The 15,898-nt window shown below is 71.5% G+C and carries 14 protein-coding genes and 2 pseudogenes; 5 read left to right on the forward strand and 11 right to left on the reverse strand.

Annotation, left to right across the window (positions count from 1 at the left end; genetic code table 11):
- Positions 1-48 precede the first annotated feature (48 nt).
- The gene (locus AB0E90_RS13285; RefSeq protein WP_360403538.1) at positions 49-618 is read left to right on the forward strand and encodes a TIGR03086 family metal-binding protein; all 570 of its coding nucleotides are present in this window, start codon (positions 49-51) and stop codon (positions 616-618) included.
- A 17-nt stretch (positions 619-635) separates the two neighbouring features.
- Here AB0E90_RS13285 and AB0E90_RS13290 read toward each other — a convergent pair whose 3' ends face one another.
- The 6 genes from AB0E90_RS13290 to AB0E90_RS13315 are packed head-to-tail and all read right to left on the reverse strand — an operon-like array spanning position 636 to position 8,410.
- Positions 636-1,538, reverse strand: a complete 903-nt coding sequence (locus AB0E90_RS13290; protein ID WP_360403540.1) for an alpha/beta hydrolase — start codon at positions 1,536-1,538, stop codon at positions 636-638.
- Between the two features lie 43 nt (positions 1,539-1,581).
- Positions 1,582-2,250, reverse strand: coding sequence for a response regulator (locus AB0E90_RS13295; RefSeq protein ID WP_360403542.1), 669 nt, complete (start codon positions 2,248-2,250; stop codon positions 1,582-1,584).
- A gap of 31 nt (positions 2,251-2,281) precedes the next feature.
- Entirely contained in the window at positions 2,282-3,637 is a 1,356-nt protein-coding gene (locus AB0E90_RS13300; protein ID WP_360403544.1) for an ATP-binding protein, read from the reverse strand.
- Entirely contained in the window at positions 3,637-6,126 is a 2,490-nt protein-coding gene (locus AB0E90_RS13305) for a DUF3516 domain-containing protein (protein WP_360403546.1), read from the reverse strand. Before AB0E90_RS13305 ends, AB0E90_RS13300 begins: the two co-directional genes overlap by 1 nt.
- A 10-nt stretch (positions 6,127-6,136) precedes the next feature.
- Complete coding sequence (glpK, locus tag AB0E90_RS13310; RefSeq protein ID WP_360403548.1) at positions 6,137-7,630, reverse strand: glycerol kinase GlpK; 1,494 nt, start codon at positions 7,628-7,630, stop codon at positions 6,137-6,139.
- Between the two features lie 18 nt (positions 7,631-7,648).
- A complete protein-coding gene (locus AB0E90_RS13315) occupies positions 7,649-8,410 on the reverse strand; it encodes an IclR family transcriptional regulator (protein ID WP_360403550.1) in 762 nt (253 codons plus the stop codon).
- Between the two features lie 122 nt (positions 8,411-8,532).
- Here AB0E90_RS13315 and AB0E90_RS13320 point away from each other — a divergent pair, with 122 nt between their 5' ends.
- Genes AB0E90_RS13320 through AB0E90_RS13330 form a run of 3 tightly spaced genes read left to right on the forward strand, consistent with a single transcriptional unit; the run spans position 8,533 to position 12,573 of the window.
- Positions 8,533-9,369, forward strand: a complete 837-nt coding sequence (locus tag AB0E90_RS13320) for an MIP/aquaporin family protein (RefSeq protein WP_360403552.1) — start codon at positions 8,533-8,535, stop codon at positions 9,367-9,369.
- Positions 9,362-10,879, forward strand: coding sequence for a glycerol kinase GlpK (gene glpK / locus AB0E90_RS13325; RefSeq protein WP_360403554.1), 1,518 nt, complete (start codon positions 9,362-9,364; stop codon positions 10,877-10,879). Before AB0E90_RS13320 ends, glpK (AB0E90_RS13325) begins: the two co-directional genes overlap by 8 nt.
- Positions 10,876-12,573 (forward strand): glycerol-3-phosphate dehydrogenase/oxidase, encoded by a 1,698-nt coding sequence (locus AB0E90_RS13330; protein ID WP_360404369.1) that lies wholly within the window; start codon positions 10,876-10,878, stop codon positions 12,571-12,573. The genes glpK (AB0E90_RS13325) and AB0E90_RS13330 overlap by 4 nt, the downstream gene beginning before the upstream one ends.
- A gap of 42 nt (positions 12,574-12,615) precedes the next feature.
- Here the strand turns inward: AB0E90_RS13330 and AB0E90_RS13335 are convergent, their stop codons facing one another.
- The gene (locus tag AB0E90_RS13335; RefSeq protein ID WP_360403556.1) at positions 12,616-13,440 is read right to left on the reverse strand and encodes a hypothetical protein; all 825 of its coding nucleotides are present in this window, start codon (positions 13,438-13,440) and stop codon (positions 12,616-12,618) included.
- A 3-nt stretch (positions 13,441-13,443) separates the two neighbouring features.
- Positions 13,444-13,941: a SigE family RNA polymerase sigma factor gene (locus AB0E90_RS13340; protein ID WP_360403558.1), complete on the reverse strand. Its 498-nt coding sequence runs from the start codon at positions 13,939-13,941 to the stop codon at positions 13,444-13,446.
- A 139-nt stretch (positions 13,942-14,080) separates the two neighbouring features.
- Here AB0E90_RS13340 and AB0E90_RS13345 point away from each other — a divergent pair.
- Positions 14,081-14,400, forward strand: a pseudogene (locus AB0E90_RS13345) (hypothetical protein).
- Here the strand turns inward: AB0E90_RS13345 and AB0E90_RS13350 are convergent.
- From AB0E90_RS13350 to AB0E90_RS13360, 3 genes and pseudogenes are all read right to left on the reverse strand, one after another.
- A pseudogene (locus AB0E90_RS13350) lies at positions 14,382-14,930 on the reverse strand (AraC family transcriptional regulator). The pseudogenes AB0E90_RS13345 and AB0E90_RS13350 sit on opposite strands and share 19 nt — an antisense overlap.
- Positions 14,927-15,571 (reverse strand): nucleotidyl transferase AbiEii/AbiGii toxin family protein, encoded by a 645-nt coding sequence (locus tag AB0E90_RS13355; protein WP_360403560.1) that lies wholly within the window; start codon positions 15,569-15,571, stop codon positions 14,927-14,929. Before AB0E90_RS13355 ends, AB0E90_RS13350 begins: the two are co-directional and overlap by 4 nt.
- Positions 15,568-15,897 carry a hypothetical protein gene (locus AB0E90_RS13360; RefSeq protein ID WP_360403562.1) on the reverse strand — a complete coding sequence of 110 codons (330 nt, stop codon included), beginning with the start codon at positions 15,895-15,897 and terminating at the stop codon, positions 15,568-15,570. Before AB0E90_RS13360 ends, AB0E90_RS13355 begins: the two co-directional genes overlap by 4 nt.
- Position 15,898 lies beyond the last annotated feature (1 nt).

A 15,898-nucleotide genomic window follows, 5' to 3' on the forward strand; every position in this document is an offset into this window, starting at 1 on the left:
CGCCTTTGTTCAATACCCCTCCGGACCGCGCCGCTTAGCGTTGCCGCCATGTCACACCTTTCCCACGCGGCCGAGGCCATGGCCGCCGTCGCCCGCACCATCACCGACGATCAGCTCGCCAACAAGACTCCGTGCACGGAGTACGACGTGCGGGCACTGGTCAACCATCTCCTGTTCTGGGGGCCGTCGCTGGCCGGCGCCGGCCGCAAGGAGTCCGTTCCGCAGCCGGCGGCCGCCGAGACCGATGTCGACCTGGCCGCCGGCGACTGGCGCGGTCACCTGCTCGCCCTGCTGGACGACATCACGTCGTCGTGGGCGCCGCCGAGCGCCTGGGAGGGCGAGACGAGCATGGGCACGCCGCAGATGCTGCCCGCCCCCGTCATGGGCGAGATGATCGTCGGCGAGCTGGCCGTGCACGGCTGGGACCTGGCGGTCGCGACCGGGCAGCGGCTGGAACTACCCACCGATCTGCTGGCGCATCTGCACGACACGATGTTCGCCGGCGTGGAGCAGGGGCGGGAGATGGGAATGTACGGACCGGAGGTCGCGATGCCGGCCGACGCACCCACCTTGGACCGCATCCTCGGCCTGACCGGCCGTGATCCCGCCTGGTCGTGAGCCGGCAGCGAACACTCCTAACCCGCGGCGCGGGCCTCCGGGTCCTGGGTCAGCCAGGAGAGGATGGACGGGAGGATCTCCATGGCGCCGAAGTGGGCGGAGCCGGACTGGACGGTCAGCTCGGCGGAGGGGATGCGCTGGGCCAGCCAGCGGGCGTGGCTGGCCGGCACCACGTTGTCCTCGGCGCCGTGCCACAGCAGGACCCGCTGGCTGATGGCGGTGAGGTCGAAACCCCAGGGGCGGCGCAGGGCGAGGGCGTCGTCGATCCAGCCGTACGGGCCGGGGCGGGTGGCCTCCGCGTAGGACTCCAGCAGGAGCCGTTCGATCGTGGCATCGGCGACGACCCGCTGGTCGTGGACGCTCACCTGGTCGCGCAGGGACTCCAGCAGGCTCATCGGACGGCGGCGGACCCGGTCGGCCTGCTGGCGCAGGGTCTCCACCAGCTGTTCCTCGTCGGCCTGGGCGAGGCTGAAGTCGCGGGCGTTGGCGGCGTTCATGCCGGCGTACCAATCGAGGCCGGCCTCGTCGGGGGCGAAGCTCACCAGTACCGCGGCCCGGTTCACCCGGTCGGGGAGCAGGGCGGCGCAGGCCAGGGCGTGCGGGCCGCCGCCGGAGCGGCCGGCCACGGCGAAGCCGTCCAGGCCCAGGTGGTCGGCGATGCGGGTGACGTCGGTGGCGCAGTCGGCGACGGTGCGGCGGGCGTGGCGTTCGGAGCCGCCGTAGCCGGGGCGGTCGTAGCTGATCAGGCGAATGCCCAGGCGGGACAGCAGGCCGGGGCGGGGCCGGGGGCCGATGCGGCTGCCGGGCATGCCGTGCAGGAGGAAGACCGGGTGGCCGTGGAGGTCGCCGGCCTCCTGGTAACGCAGGGTGCGCCCGTCGGTGGTGGTGACGTCCGCATCGGTGGGTCCGTGTGATGACACTCTGGCCGCTCCCCGTTCGCCGGCTGCGCCAAGTATCGCCGCATCAGGGTTGGTAGCGGTAACCCATGCCGGGCTCGGTGAGTAGATGGCGGGGGCGGGTCGGGTCGTCCTCGAGCTTGCGGCGCAGCCGGGCCATGTATTGACGCAGGTAATTGGACTCGGTGCCGTACTGCGGGCCCCAGACCTCCTGCAGCAACTGCCGCTGGGTGATCAGCTTGCCGGGGTTGCGCAGCAGCTGTTCGAGCAACTGCCACTCGGTGGGGGTCAGGCGCTGCTCGGGGGTGATGGTGTGGCCGGCGAGGTCGATCGTGTGCCGGCCCAGGGTGATCACGGGGGCGGCCGACTCCGGTGGTTGGACGCGGCGGGTGACGGCGCGGATGCGGGCCAGCAGTTCGTCCAGGCCGAAGGGCTTCGTGACGTAGTCGTCGGCGCCGGCGTCCAGAGCGGCCACCTTGTCGGTGCCCTCGGCGCGGCCGGACAGCACGATGATCGGCACGGTGGTCCAGCCGCGCAGGCCGCGGATGACCTCGTCGCCGTCCATGTCGGGCAGGCCCAGGTCGAGGACGACCAGGTCGGGCGGGTGGGCGGCGGCCGCCTGCAGGGCACCGGCGCCGTCGGCGGCGACGTCCACGTCGTACTCGCGGGCCCGGAGGTTGATCCGCAACGCCCGCAGAATCTGCGGATCATCGTCGACGACCAGGATGCGGGTCATGCGCGGCTCCCGGAGGCGGGCAGGGTGCGGGTCATGTGTGGCTTCCCGAGGCGGGCAGGGTCAGGATCATGGTGAGGCCGCCGCCGGGGGTCTCGGCCGGGCGCAGGGTGCCGCCCATCGCCTCGGCGAGGCCGCGGGAGAGGGCCAGTCCGAGGCCGACACCGGTGTGGTTGTCGCGGTCGCCGAGCCGCTGGAACGGCTGGAAGACGGCGTCCCATTGGGACGGTGGGATGCCGGGGCCGTGGTCGATCACGTGCAGTTCGACGGTGTCGCCGCGGGCCGTGCCGGTGATCGTCGGCGGGCTGAAGCGCAGGGCGTTGCCGATGATGTTGACCAGCACCCGGTCGAGCAGGCCGGGATCGACCCGGACGGCCGGCAGGTCGTCGGGCAGCTGGACGGTGATCGAGCGGGCGGGCGGCCCCAGCTCGTCCAGGGCGGCCGGGACCACGTCTTCCAGGCCGACGTCGGCCAGGGTCACGCCGAGCGCGCCGGCCTGCAGGCGGCTCATGTCGAGCAGGTTCGCGACCAGCACGGCGAGCCGGTCCAGGGATTCGTCGGCGGTGGCCAGCAGCTCGGCGCGGTCGTCCGGGGAGAAGGACACATCGTCGCTGCGCAGGCCCGCCACCGACGCTTTCGCCGAGGCCAGCGGGCCACGCAGGTCGTGGCTGACCGCGGCGAGCAGAGCGGTGCGCATCTTGTCGCCCTCGGCGGCCACGGCCAGCCTTTGCTGCCGGAGCGCCACCGCCGCCTGCGCCGCGAAGGCATCGACCAGACGCCGGTCGGAGGCGGAAAGGGGCCTGCCCCGCAGGACCAGGACGAGGTATTCGTCAGCGACGCAGGCGTCGCCATCCGCGGGGGTCACGGCGATCGGTTCACCCACGGTCGCAACAGACGACCACCCATCCGGTACGCCCCCGAGCAGCTCACGCGCGGCCGCGCCGGCGGGTACGCGTTCCAGGAGAGTGACCGAGTCGAGGGCGAACGTGTCGCGCAGTTGGCGGAGCAGCGCGGACAGCGGGTCGGCGCCGCCGCGCAGCACCCCGCCGGCGACCTCGGCCAGGGTGTCGGCCTGGGCGGTTCGCCGGGCCGCGAGGTCGACGACCCACGAGACGGCCGCGGCCACCACCACGAAGGCGGCCAGAGACAGCAGGCCGCCGCCGGTGGCGACGGCCAGGGTGTGCAGCGGGGCGACGTAGAAGTAGTTGAGCAGCAGAAAGGCGCCGACCGCGGCCGGCAGCGCGGGCCAGAGGCCGCCGACCAGCGCGACGCCGACGACGGCCGCGAGGTAGAGCGAGATCTCCCCGGTGACCGCCGTGAGCAGCGGCAGGCCGCCGGCGGCGAGCACGAAGCCGGCGATCCGCCGCCGCCGGGACAGCGGCGGGTTCATCAGTCGTGGGGGCCGACCGCGGTGATGACGACCGCGGCGGCGCCGGCTTCGTCGGAGGCGGCCAGGTCGACGGTGGCGTCGATGCCCCAGTCGTGGTCGCCGTTCGGGTCCTCGAACACCTGCCGGACGGCCCAGAAGCCGTCCTGCACCGAGATGTGCAGCAGGGCCGGGCCGCGGGCGGACGGGCCGGTGCCGATCTCGTCGTACTCGTCGAAGTAGTCCGCGAGAGTGGCGGACCAGCGATCGGCGGTCCAGCCGTCCTCGCCGTCGAGTTCGCCCAGGTCGTACCAGCGGCGCAGGGCGGCCAGCTCGACCCGGCGGAACAGCGCGTTGCGGACCAGCACGCGGAACGCGCGCACGTTGCGGGTGACGGCGGGCGGCTTGTCGTCGAGGCGGACCTCTTCGATGACGGCGCCCGGGTTGCGCAGCCGCTCCCATTCGTCGAGGAGGCTGGAATCGACCTGGCGGACCAGTTCGCCGAGCCACTCGATGAGGTCGGTGAGCTCCTCGGTGCGGGCGTCCTCGGGCACGGTCTGGCGCAGCGCCCGGAACGCGTCGGCGAGGTAGCGCAGCACGAGACCTTCGGAGCGGGACAGGCCGTAGAACGACACGTACTCGGTGAAGGTCATCGCCCGCTCGTACATGTCCCGTACGACCGACTTGGGTTTGATCTCGTAGTCGCTGACCCAGGGGTGACCGCGCCGGTAGGTCTCGTAGGCGCCCTCGAGCAGCTCGAGCAGCGGGCGGGGGTGGGTGACCTCTTCCAGCAGGAGCATTCGCTGCTCGTACTCGATGCCCTCGGATTTCATGGCGTTGACCGCTTCGCCGCGGGCCTTGGTGCGCTGCGCGTAGATCACCTGGCGGGGGTCCTCGAGGGTCGACTCGATCACCGAGACGACGTCGAGCGGGTAGTCCGGCGCCTCCCGGTCGAGCAGCTCCAGGCAGGCCAGGGCGAAGGGGGAGAGCGCCTGGTTGAGAGCGAAGTCCAGTTGGAGGTCTTCGACCAGGCGATAGACCCCTTCGTCGGTACGTTCGATGACGCCCCCGGCAACGAGCGCCCGCGCGATGGCGATGGCCCGCCGGATGTGCCGGCGCTGGGCGGCCGGCTCCTCGTGGTTGTCGGTGAGCAGGTGCCGCATGGCCGCGAACGGGTCGCCGCCGCGGGCGATCACGTTGAGCAGCATCGCGTGGGAGACCTGGAACGAGCTGGTCAGTGGCTCGGGGTCGGCGGCGACGAGCCGGTCGAAGGTGGGCTGGCCCCAGCCGATGGTGCCTTCGGGCGGCTTCTTGCGGACCACCCGGCGGCGCTTCTTCGGGTCGTCGCCGGCCTTGGCCAGGGCCCGCTCGTTGTCGATGACGTGCTCGGGGGCCTGCACCATGACGGTGCCGAGGGTGTCGAAGCCGGCCCGACCGGCGCGGCCGGCGATCTGGTGGAACTCGCGCGCCTTGAGCAGGCGGGTCTTGATCCCGTCGTACTTCGACAAACCGGTAAAGAGGACGGTGCGGATCGGCACGTTGATGCCGACGCCGAGGGTGTCGGTCCCGCAGATCACCTTGAGCAGGCCGGCCTGGGCCAGGGTCTCCACCAGGCGGCGGTATTTCGGCAGCATGCCGGCGTGGTGCACGCCGATGCCGTGGCGCACCAGGCGGGACAGGGTCTTGCCGAAGCCGGCGGTGAACCGGAAGTTGCCGATCGCCGCGGCGATCCGGTCCTTCTCCTCGCGGGTGCACATGTTGACGCTGGTCAGCGACTGCGCCCGTTCCAGCGCGGCGACCTGGGTGAAGTGCACGATGTAGACCGGCGCCTGGTGGGTCGACAGCAGCTCTTCGATCGTCTCGTGCAGCGGGGTCGTGACGTACGAGAAGACCAGCGGAACCGGCCGCTCGGCGCTGGCCACGACGGCCGTGGGCCGGCCGGTGCGCCGGCTGAGGTCGTCGACGAAGCGGGTGGTGTCGCCGAGCGTGGCCGACATGAGCAGGAACTGGGCCTGCGGCAGCTCGACGATCGGCACCTGCCAGGCCCAGCCGCGGTCGGGCTCGGCGTAGAAGTGGAACTCGTCCATCACGACCTGGCCGACGTCGGCGTTCTTACCCTCGCGCAGGGCCAGGTTGGCGAGGATCTCGGCGGTGCAGCAGATGATCGGGGCGTCGGCGTTGACCGACGCGTCGCCGGTGAGCATGCCGACGTTGTGCGCCCCGAACATCGCGCACAGGGCGAAGAACTTCTCGCTGACCAGGGCCTTGATCGGCGCGGTGTAGAAGGTGGTGCGGCCGCTGGCCAGGGCGATGAAGTGCGCGCCCGCGGCGACCAGGCTCTTGCCCGAGCCGGTCGGGGTGTTGAGGATGACGTTGGCCCCGGTGGCCAGCTCGATCAGGGCCTCTTCCTGGTGGGTGTAGAGGGCGAGGCCCTGCTCGGTGGCCCATTTCTGGAAGGCGTCGAAGACCGCGTCGGGTTCGGCGTTGCCCGGAAGGCGATCTGTGAGAGTCATGATCGGTCAATTATGACCGCCGGGTCCAGTCGAACGTGCGTTCGACCGCCTTTTGCCAGTTCAGGTACTCGGAGGCACGGGCCGACGGGTCCATGGTCGGCAGCCACTGGGCGGCCCGGTGCCAGTTCTGGCGCAACCCTTCCAGGTCGGGCCAGTAGCCGACGGCGAGCCCGGCCGCGTACGCCGCGCCCAGCGACACCGTCTCGGCGGCCAGCGGGCGCACCACCGGCACGTCGAGGACGTCGGCGAGGAACTGCATGAGCAGGTTGTCGGCGGTCATCCCGCCGTCCACGCGCAGGGTGGTGAGGTCGAGGCCGGAGTCGGCGTTCATCGCGTCGACCACCTCGCGGGTCTGCCAGGCGGTTGCCTCCAGCACCGCCCGGGCCAGATGACCCTTGGTGATGTACGAGGTCAGGCCGACGATCACGCCGCGCGCCTCGCTGCGCCAGTACGGGGCGTAGAGCCCCGAGAACGCCGGGACGATGTAGCAGCCGCCGTTGTCGGCGACCGTGCGCGCGAGGGTCTCGATCTCCGGGGCGCTGGCGATGAGCTCCAGCTGGTCGCGGAACCACTGCACCAGCGAGCCGGTGATGGCGATCGAGCCTTCCAGGGCGTACGCGGCCGGCCCGCCCGCGATCTGGTAGGCGACCGTGCTGAGCAGCCCGTGGGTCGAGCGCACCAGCTCGCCGCCGGTGTTGAGCAGCAGGAAGCTGCCGGTGCCGTAGGTGCACTTGGCCTCGCCGGGGGAGAAGCAGGTCTGACCGAAGAGGGCGGCCTGCTGGTCGCCGAGTGCCGCCCCGATCCGGACCCCCGGAAACGCCGCCACGGCTGTTTCGAAGCCGCCGATCGAGGGCCGGACCTCGGGCAGCATGGCGCGGGGGATGTCGAAGAAGGCGAGCGCGGCCGGCGACCAGTCGAGGGTGTGCACGTCGAGGAGCATCGTGCGGCTGGCGTTGGTGACGTCGGTGACGTGCAGGCCGCCGGTCAGGTTCCAGATCAGCCAGGTCTCCATCGTGCCGAAGAGGATCTCCCCGCGTTCGGCGCGTTCGCGCAGCTCGGGCTGGTGGTCGAGCATCCAGCGCAGGCGCGGCCCGGAGAAGTAGGTGGCCATCGGCAGCGCCGAATCGTGCTCGACGGCTTTCGCGCCTTCCTGCGCGCTGAGCTGCCGGACAAGATCATCCGTTCGGGTGTCCTGCCAGACGATGGCGTGACTCACCGGCTTGCCGGTCGTGCGGTCCCACAGCACCGTGGTCTCGCGCTGGTTGGCGATGCCGATCGCGGCCACCTGCGAGGTGGTGATGCCGGCCTGCTGCAGGGCCTCGGGGGCGAGCCGCTCGACGTTGCGCCAGATCTCCGCGGCGTCGTGCTCCACCCACCCGGGCTTGGGAAAATACTGCTTGTGTTCCTGCTGGGTGAGGGCGGCGAGCCGGCCGCGACGGTCGAAGACGATGCACCGGGTCGAGGTGGTGCCCTGGTCGATGGCGACGACGTAGCTCTCGGTCATGTCTGGCCCCCTGATGATCTAGCGGTGGGCGGCCCCGAGTTCCCGGGAGATGGCGCGGGCCGTGTCCCGGACGTGGGCGACGAGGTGCTGGTGCGGGTGGTAATGGCTGTCGCAGATGCGTTCGACCAGGCCGTTGATGCCGATGGCGCCGACCACGAGGCCGCCGTGACCGCGGATCGGCGCGGCCACCGACGCGATGCCGGGGGTCATCTCCTCGATCTCGGAGCTCCAGCCGGCCTCGCGCACGTGCCGGAGCTCGGCCTGCAGCAGTTGTGGGTCGCGGATCGTGCGGCGGGTGAACCGGCCGAGCTCGGCGGCCGGTGACGCGCCGGCCGCGCGGTAGGCGATCAGCACCTTGCCGAGCGCGGAGGCGTGCATCGGGAGGCGGGAGCCGACGTCGAGGGTCTGGAACGTGTCGTCGGGGCGGAAGACATGGTGCACGACCAGGACCTGTCCGGCCTGGACGGTGCCGATGCGGACGGCCTCGCCGGTGCGGGCGGCGAGCGGGTCGGCCCAGTTGATCGAGCGGGAGCGCAGTTCGTTGACGTCGAGGGAGCTGTGACTGAGCCCGTGCATGGCGGCGCCGAGGCGGTAGTGGCCGGAGACCCGGTCCTGTTCGACGAAGCCGACGTGCTGGAGGGTGCGCAGGATGCCGTGGGTGGTGCCCTTGGCCAGGTCGAGCGAGTGGGCGATCTCGCCCAGCGCCAGGTGCCCCGGTCCGGCGGCGAGCAGTCGCAGGACCGCGGCGGCCCGTTCGATCGACTGCACTGTTGCGGGCACGTTACGACTCTATGCCACCGCGCGAACGCTGACCGTGGTCGATGTTCGGCAATGCCGAACGGCCCGCATTGCCGGTGACCTGGGCGCTACCTAGCGTTCGGCCAATCGAGCAAGGAGGGCACATGGCAGAACGACTGAAGATCCCGGGACTGCTCGGCGAGATGGCCGCCGAGTTCGCCGGGACCATGATCCTCATCCTCTTCGGAGTCGGTGTCGTCGCGCAGGTAGCCGGCGCGGGCATCGGCGATCACGACAGTATCGCCTGGTCCTGGGGCCTCGGCGTGACGCTCGGCGTCTACGTCGCGGCCCGGATCAGCGGCGCGCACCTCAATCCGGCCGTCACCATCGCGCTGGCGGTCTTCAAGGGCTTCGAGTGGCGCAAGGTCGCCCCGTACGCCCTGGCGCAGTTCCTCGGCGCGTTCGTCGCCGCCCTGCTGGTGCGGTGGAACTACACCGAGGTGCTGCACGCGGCCGACCCCAATCTGACCATCAAGACCCAGGGCGTGTTCTCCACGCTGCCGGGCAACGGCACCCTCCCGGTCGGGGAGTGGGGCGCGTTCCGCGACCAGATCATCGGCACCGCGATCCTGCTGTTCCTGATCCTGGCCATCACCGACTCGGCCAACACGGCGCCGCTGGCCAACCTCGCGCCCGTGGTCATCGGCCTGCTGGTCGTCGCGATCGGCATGGCGTGGGGGACCGACGCCGGTTATGCGATCAACCCGGCCCGCGACTTCGGGCCGCGACTCGCCAGCTTCTTCACCGGTTATGGCGGGGCGATGCGAGATCAGACAGGCTATCTCTACTTCTGGATTCCGATCGTCGCACCGATCATCGGCGGCCTCGTCGGCGCCGGGCTTTACCAGGTGCTGATCGGGCGGTTCCTGCCGTCCGAGGCCCCGCAGGAGCCGGGCGAGATCCCCGCGCCCCGAGACACTTTGGAGGCAACCCGTGGCTGACTTCGTCGGCGCCGTCGACCAGGGCACCACCAGCACCCGCTTCATGATCTTCGATCACGGCGGCAACGAGGTGGCCCGCCACCAGTTGGAGCACGAGCAGATCCTGCCCCAGGCCGGCTGGGTCGAGCACAACCCGGTCGAGATCCTGGAGCGGACCACCACGGTCGTGCGCACCGCCATGCAGAAGGCGAACCTGCAGGCCAGCGACCTGGCCGCGCTCGGCATCACGAACCAGCGGGAGACCGCCGTGGTGTGGGACCGCACCACCGGCCGGCCGTACTACAACGCGATCGTCTGGCAGGACACCCGTACCGACCGGATCGCCTCCGCTCTTGACCGGGACGGCCGGGGTGACGTGATCCGCCGCAAGGCCGGCCTGCCCCCGGCCACCTATTTCTCCGGCGGCAAGATCCAGTGGATCCTGGAGAACGTCGACGGGGTCCGGGCGGCGGCCGAGCGCGGCGACGCGATCTTCGGCAACACCGACAGCTGGCTGCTGTGGAACATGACCGGCGGGGTCGACGGCGGCAATCACGTCACCGACGTGACCAACGCCAGCCGTACCATGCTGATGGATCTTGAATCTCTGCAGTGGGACGACGAGTTGCTGAGCTTCTTCGACATCCCGCGGTCGATGCTGCCGGAGATCCGGCCGTCGTCCGACCCGAACACCTACGGCGTGGCCCGCTGGCCCGGCCCGCTCGGCGGCGAGGTGCCGCTCACCGGCGACCTCGGCGACCAGCAGGCGGCGATGTTCGGTCAGGTGTGCTTCGCTCCCGGCGAGGCCAAGAACACCTACGGCACCGGCAACTTCATGCTGCTCAACACCGGGACCGAGCTGGTCCGCTCGGAGAACGGTCTGTTGACGACCGTCTGCTACCAGTTCGGCAACGCCGCCCCGGTCTACGCCCTGGAGGGCTCGATCGCGGTCACCGGCTCGGCCGTGCAGTGGCTGCGCGACCAGCTCCACGTGATCAAGACGGCGTCCGACAGCGAAACCCTCGCGGCGTCGGTGCCGGACAGCGGCGGCGTCTACTTCGTGCCCGCGTTCTCCGGCCTGTTCGCACCCTACTGGCGCTCCGATGCCCGCGGCGCGATCGTCGGGCTGTCCCGCTTCAACACCGACGCGCACATCGCCCGGGCCACCCTCGAATCGATCTGCTACCAGAGCCGCGACGTCGTCGACGCGATGGCGACCGACTCCGGCGTCACCCTCGACGTGCTCAAGGTCGACGGCGGCATCACGGCGAATGCGCTCTGCATGCAGCTTCAGGCCGACATCCTCGGGGTTCCGGTCAGTCGCCCGGTGGTGGCCGAGACGACGGCGCTGGGCGCGGCGTACGCGGCCGGTCTCGCTGTCGGCTTCTGGAAGAACACTGACGAGCTGCGGGAGAACTGGAACGAGTCGCAGCGCTGGCAGCCCGCGTGGACGGATGAACAGCGCAACGAGGGGTATGCCCGGTGGAAGAAGGCGGTGCAGCGCACTCTCGACTGGGTGGACGTGGACTGAATATGACTTCTCTGTCACCGGAGTATCGGGACTCGGCGCTGGCCGCGCTGGCCGGCGCCGAGCTCGACGTCCTCGTCGTGGGCGGTGGCGTGGTCGGCGCGGGCTGCGCGCTCGACGCCACCACCCGCGGCCTGTCCGTCGGCCTGGTCGAGGCGCGCGACTTCGCGTCGGGCACGTCCAGCCGATCCAGCAAGCTGATCCACGGGGGTCTGCGCTACCTCGAGATGCTCGACTTCGCGCTGGTCCGGGAGGCGCTGCGGGAGCGCGGGCTGCTGCTGACCCGGCTCGCGCCGCACCTGGTCCGGCCGGTGCGCTTCCTCTATCCGTTGCAGCACAAGGGCTGGGAGCGGCTCTACGCCGGGAGCGGGGTCACGCTCTACGACACGATGGCGCTCGGCGGCGGCCTGCCGCACCACCGCAACCTCACCCGCCGGGGCGCGCTGCGCGAATGCCCGGCGCTGAAGAAGGACGCCCTGGTCGGCGCCCTGCAGTATTACGACGCGCAGGTCGACGACGCCCGGCACACGATGTTCCTGGCGCGCACCGCGGCCGCCTACGGCGCCCACGTCGCGTCGCGGACCGAGGTGGTCGGCTTCCTCCGCGAGGGGGAGCGGGTCACCGGCGTGCGGGTGCACGACCTCGAACACGACAAGACCTTCGAGGTACGCGCCCAGCAGGTCATCAACGCGACGGGTGTGTGGACCGACGACACCCAGGCCCTGGTCGGCGAGCGCGGGCAGTTCCACGTGCGCGCCTCCAAGGGCATCCACCTGGTCGTCCCGCGCGACCGCATCCAGTCCGACACCGGCATCATCCTGCGCACCGAGAAGAGCGTGCTCTTCGTGATCCCGTGGGGCCGGCACTGGATCGTCGGCACCACCGACACCGACTGGGAGCTCGACAAGGCGCACCCGGCCGCGTCCTCGACCGACATCGACTACCTGCTCGAACACGTCAACTCGGTGCTGTCCCGGCCGCTGTCCCGGGCCGACGTGCAGGGGGTCTACGCCGGGCTGCGGCCGCTGCTGTCCGGCGAGTCGGAGTCGACCTCGAAGCTGTCCCGCGAGCACACCGTCGCCAGCCCGCAGCCGGGGCTGGTCGTGGTGGCCGGCGGCAAGTACACGACGTACCGGGTGATGGCCCGCGACGCGGTCGACGCCTGCGTGCACGGGCTGGGCCGGTCGGTCCCGCCGTCCTGCACCCAGGTGGTGCCGCTGCTCGGCGCGGACGGCTACACCGCGCTGTGGAACCGGCGGCGGGTGCTCGCGGCCGAGTCCGGCCTGCACGTGGCCCGGATCGAACACCTTCTCGGCCGGTACGGCACGCTTGTCACCGAGGTGCTCGACCTGATCCGGGCCGACCCGTCGCTGGGCGGCCCACTGGAGGGCGCCGAGGACTACCTGCGCGCCGAGCTGGTCTACGCGGCCAGCCACGAGGGTGCCCGGCACCTGGAGGACCTGCTCACCCGGCGTACCCGCATCTCGATCGAGACGTTCGACCGGGGCGTGGCCGCCGCGCCGGTGGCCGCCCACCTGGTGGCCGGCGTGCTCGGCTGGACCGACGAGCAGACCGCCCGCGAGATCGAGCGCTACCAGCTGCGGGTCGAGGCGGAGCGCCGCTCGCAGGAACAGCCCGACGACGAGACCGCCGACGCCGCCCGGCTCGGCGCCCCCGACGTCGTGCCGCTCGCCTGATCCTCGTCCGGGCGGCGGCCCCCGTCGCCGCCGCCCGGGGGATCACGGGAAGAGGTACAGCTCGGGGGAGAGGGCCAGCTCGATGACCTGCTCCTTGCTCAGGACCGGCTGCGGCCGGGTCGCGGCCGGCGCCCCGTCGGCGGCCCGCCGGTCGGTGTTCGAGGCCTGCACCATCACCTCGGTCTGGCCGCGATAGACATAGACGATGTTGTTGCGCGGATTGTCCGGCGACGGGTCGGCGAGCTCGGTGTCGAACAGCACGATCTCGCCGTGCGGGCCCTTCTCGACGCTGCACTGCGAGACCGTCTCCTGGAGACAGCCCGCCTTCGCCTCGGCGCCCGCCGACCGTTTCACCACCCCGACCGTGACGGTGAGATCGCCGGTCCCCTGATCGTCGCGGATCAGGGAGATCGAGTCGACCCGGTTGCCCCACGGCGGTTCGCCGCCGATGGTGAACCCGATCAGCGGGCCGGCCTGGACGCCCGGCGCCGGGGCGTAACGCGCATGCGGCAGCAGCCGCGGCACCTCGTCGTTGAGGCGGCAGGTCAGGCTGGTCGTCGCCCACGCGACGAGATTGGGCGACAGGGCCTGGTCCGCCGAGATCTCGCCGGCCGGGCGGGCGCCGGGCCGGACCGGGCACGGGTCTGCAGCCACGAAGTCCTCGCCGCCGGCACCGCCGCCGTAGACCACCACCGCGGCCACGCCCACCAGCGCCGCCGCGACTCCGGCGCCCGCGAACGCGGCCAGCCGGCGGGCCCGGCGTGAGCGTCGCCCGGCGGTCAGGACACCGTCGGCGGTCAGGCCCATCGGCGGCTCGCCGTCGGTCGCGTACGCCGTCAGCGCGGTGCGCACTTCCGCTTCCTGCATCTCCTACTCCCTGGTGAGCGCGGGGCCGTCGAGCGACGCCCGCATGGACTGGATGGCTCGCGCCGTCTGGCTCTTGACCGTGCCCTCGGTGATCCCGAGCAGGGCGGCCACCTCGGCCACCGGCAGGTCCTCGAGGTACCGCAGCACCACCGCGGCCCGTTGCCGCGGCGCCAGCTGGGCCAGCGCGCGGCGGACCGCGAGCTTCTCGGCCGGGTCGGCGCCGCCCGCCTCCCGGTCGGGCGGATCGGCCATCAGCGACTCGCGGCGGCGGGCCCGGCGGTGCGTCAGGAACGCGTTGACCAGGATCTGCCGCGCGTACGCGTCGACCGACTCGTGCCGGATGCCGGCCCAGCGGCGGTACAGCCGCACGAAGGTGAGCTGCACCAGATCCTCGGCGGTGTGCCAGTCACCGCACAGCGAGTACGCAAGCCGGCGCAGCGACTGCGCGCGTACCCGGAAGTATTCGACGAACTGGTCTTCCCAGTCGGCTCGAACCACCACGCCCCCATTTCCTCGACCACCCCATCTACTCCGCGGCGGCCCGGAAGGTTGCATGGACTGTCGTTTTCGTCCAAGACGGCCGCCGGTGCCGCGTTCTAGCGTGGTCCCGGCAGCTCGGCCGATCTGGAGGAGACGCAGCATGCGGGAGTTGGTCTACACCGGTTTCATATCGCTCGACGGCGTGGTGGACTCGCCCGGTGGTGGGCCGGAGGAACATCGCAGCGGCGGTTGGGTGGTCAAGGACCTCGAGTTCGTCCCGGAGGCCTGGTCGCTGAAGGCGGAGGAGCTCGCCGGCACGACCGCGCTGATGTTCGGCCACCTGCTGGTCTTCCCGGTGCTGCTCGGCGCCGGAAAGAGTCTGTTCGGCCGGCCGACCGGGACAAGCACATGCTGAAGCTGCGGGAGTCGGCGAGTTACTCGAACGGGATCCTGAAGCTGATCTACGACGTCGAGCGCTGACCCAGGTCCAGTGCGATCGCGCCGCCGGCACCCTCGCGCAGCTGCCCGGCGGTGCGTCCGACGTAGGCGCGCAAGGCCCGGGCCAGGTGCGGCTGGTCGAAGTAGCCGAGCTTGGCGACCACCTCGCCGGCCGCCAACGGTCCCGGCCCGGACCAGCCGTGCGACCAGGGCCTCGGCGTCGTCCGGGCCGGGCGTCTCCCAGCGTGCGCCGTCCAGCCGGAACGTCTGGGGGGTGGTGTCCGGCAGTCCGATGCCGCCGTCGACCAGCGCCGCGGTGGGTACGGCCCGCAACATGGTGCCCACGGCGAACTCGATGCCGGTGAACGTCGCGCCGTCCGGCACCGGCGCCGTGCCGGTGCGGGTCTCGGGACCGGTGACGGCCGCGTGCGCCTGGCCGGCCTGTTCCCAGAACACCAGGCCCAACGGGCCGCCGCGACCGACGTCATCTCGGTGACCCCATCGCTCGTGCAGGTCCACACCGTGCTTACCCACGGCGAGTCCGAGCGGCGCGGCGCGAACCGCAGTCTCATACGCTGCGGGGCCAGGCGGCCAGGCTGGCCCGCAATTTGGCTATCTGCGGCGCGTCCAGGCCATAGAGGGTGAAGCGGACGTCGTCGAGCCGGTCGAGGTAGCGGCCGGCGTCGGCGATGTCCGCCGGATCCAGGGCCGGATCGACCCGGTGGGCGAGCGCCAGGATCTGTTCCAGGGGGTAGCGCTCGAGGGCCGCGGCCACGTCGATGTAGTCGCGGACCTCGCGCCGGTTGACCAGCGCCGCCACCTTCGTCGCGACCAGGTCGTCGAGGTGCATGACCGGGCCGAGCTCCATCACCACCGGGGCCCGGTGCCGGTCGAGGCGGCACAGCGTCAGCCGCAGCGCCCGGCCGTCCTTGCTGACGACGAATTCCTGGATGTCCTCGTCCATGCCGGCGAACAGCTCGTCGCCCTCCTCGCGCAGGACCCGGTAGCCCTGCTCCTCGAGGGCCGACGCGACCTCGACGGCGGCCGCGGCCACCCCGCCGGCGGTGTCGGTGAACAGGTCGACATCCTCGGTCGGGCGCGACACCAGGCCGTTGACCAGCCATGCGACGCCGCCGCCGAGCACGAAGCCGTGCTTGTCGGCGACCGCGAGGGCCACCCGCGCGACGTCGCGGTAGAAGGTCTCGAAGCTCACGCGTGGCGCAGGCGCGGGTGCCGGGCTTCCCACGCGGCACGCACGGCGCGGGGCAGATTCAACTGCGGCCACAGCCGTACGAGGGTGGGGCCGTGCACGAACGCCCGCAACTCGTCGACCCGGATCGCCTCGCGCAGCACGTTCTCATACATCCAGGCCAGCATCGTCGGCTGGTCGAGATCGAACGCGCGGGTCGGGTTCCACCACAGTCGCAGCGGCAGCTCGACCAGGCCGCGGGTGGGGCCGGTCAGCTCGCCGAGGGTGCCCGGAACCAGGACCGGCCGGTGCGGCCGGGCTAGGGGAACGGCCATCGTGGTGGCAGGCATG

It is taken from the genome of Actinoplanes sp. NPDC026619, from assembly GCF_040638295.1.
GTDB lineage: Bacteria > Actinomycetota > Actinomycetes > Mycobacteriales > Micromonosporaceae > Actinoplanes.

Bases quoted from the DNA above. Each gene is read 5' to 3' on its own strand.
- AB0E90_RS13285 (WP_360403538.1), top strand. From the start codon at position 49: ATGTCACACCTTTCCCACGCGGCCGAGGCCATGGCCGCCGTCGCCCGC.
- AB0E90_RS13295 (WP_360403542.1), bottom strand. From the start codon at position 2,250: ATGACCCGCATCCTGGTCGTCGACGATGATCCGCAGATTCTGCGGGCG.
- AB0E90_RS13300 (WP_360403544.1), bottom strand. From the start codon at position 3,637: ATGAACCCGCCGCTGTCCCGGCGGCGGCGGATCGCCGGCTTCGTGCTC.
- AB0E90_RS13305 (WP_360403546.1), bottom strand. From the start codon at position 6,126: ATGACTCTCACAGATCGCCTTCCGGGCAACGCCGAACCCGACGCGGTC.
- glpK (WP_360403548.1), bottom strand. From the start codon at position 7,630: ATGACCGAGAGCTACGTCGTCGCCATCGACCAGGGCACCACCTCGACC.
- AB0E90_RS13320 (WP_360403552.1), top strand. From the start codon at position 8,533: ATGGCAGAACGACTGAAGATCCCGGGACTGCTCGGCGAGATGGCCGCC.
- AB0E90_RS13335 (WP_360403556.1), bottom strand. From the start codon at position 13,440: ATGCAGGAAGCGGAAGTGCGCACCGCGCTGACGGCGTACGCGACCGAC.
- AB0E90_RS13360 (WP_360403562.1), bottom strand. From the start codon at position 15,897: ATGCCTGCCACCACGATGGCCGTTCCCCTAGCCCGGCCGCACCGGCCG.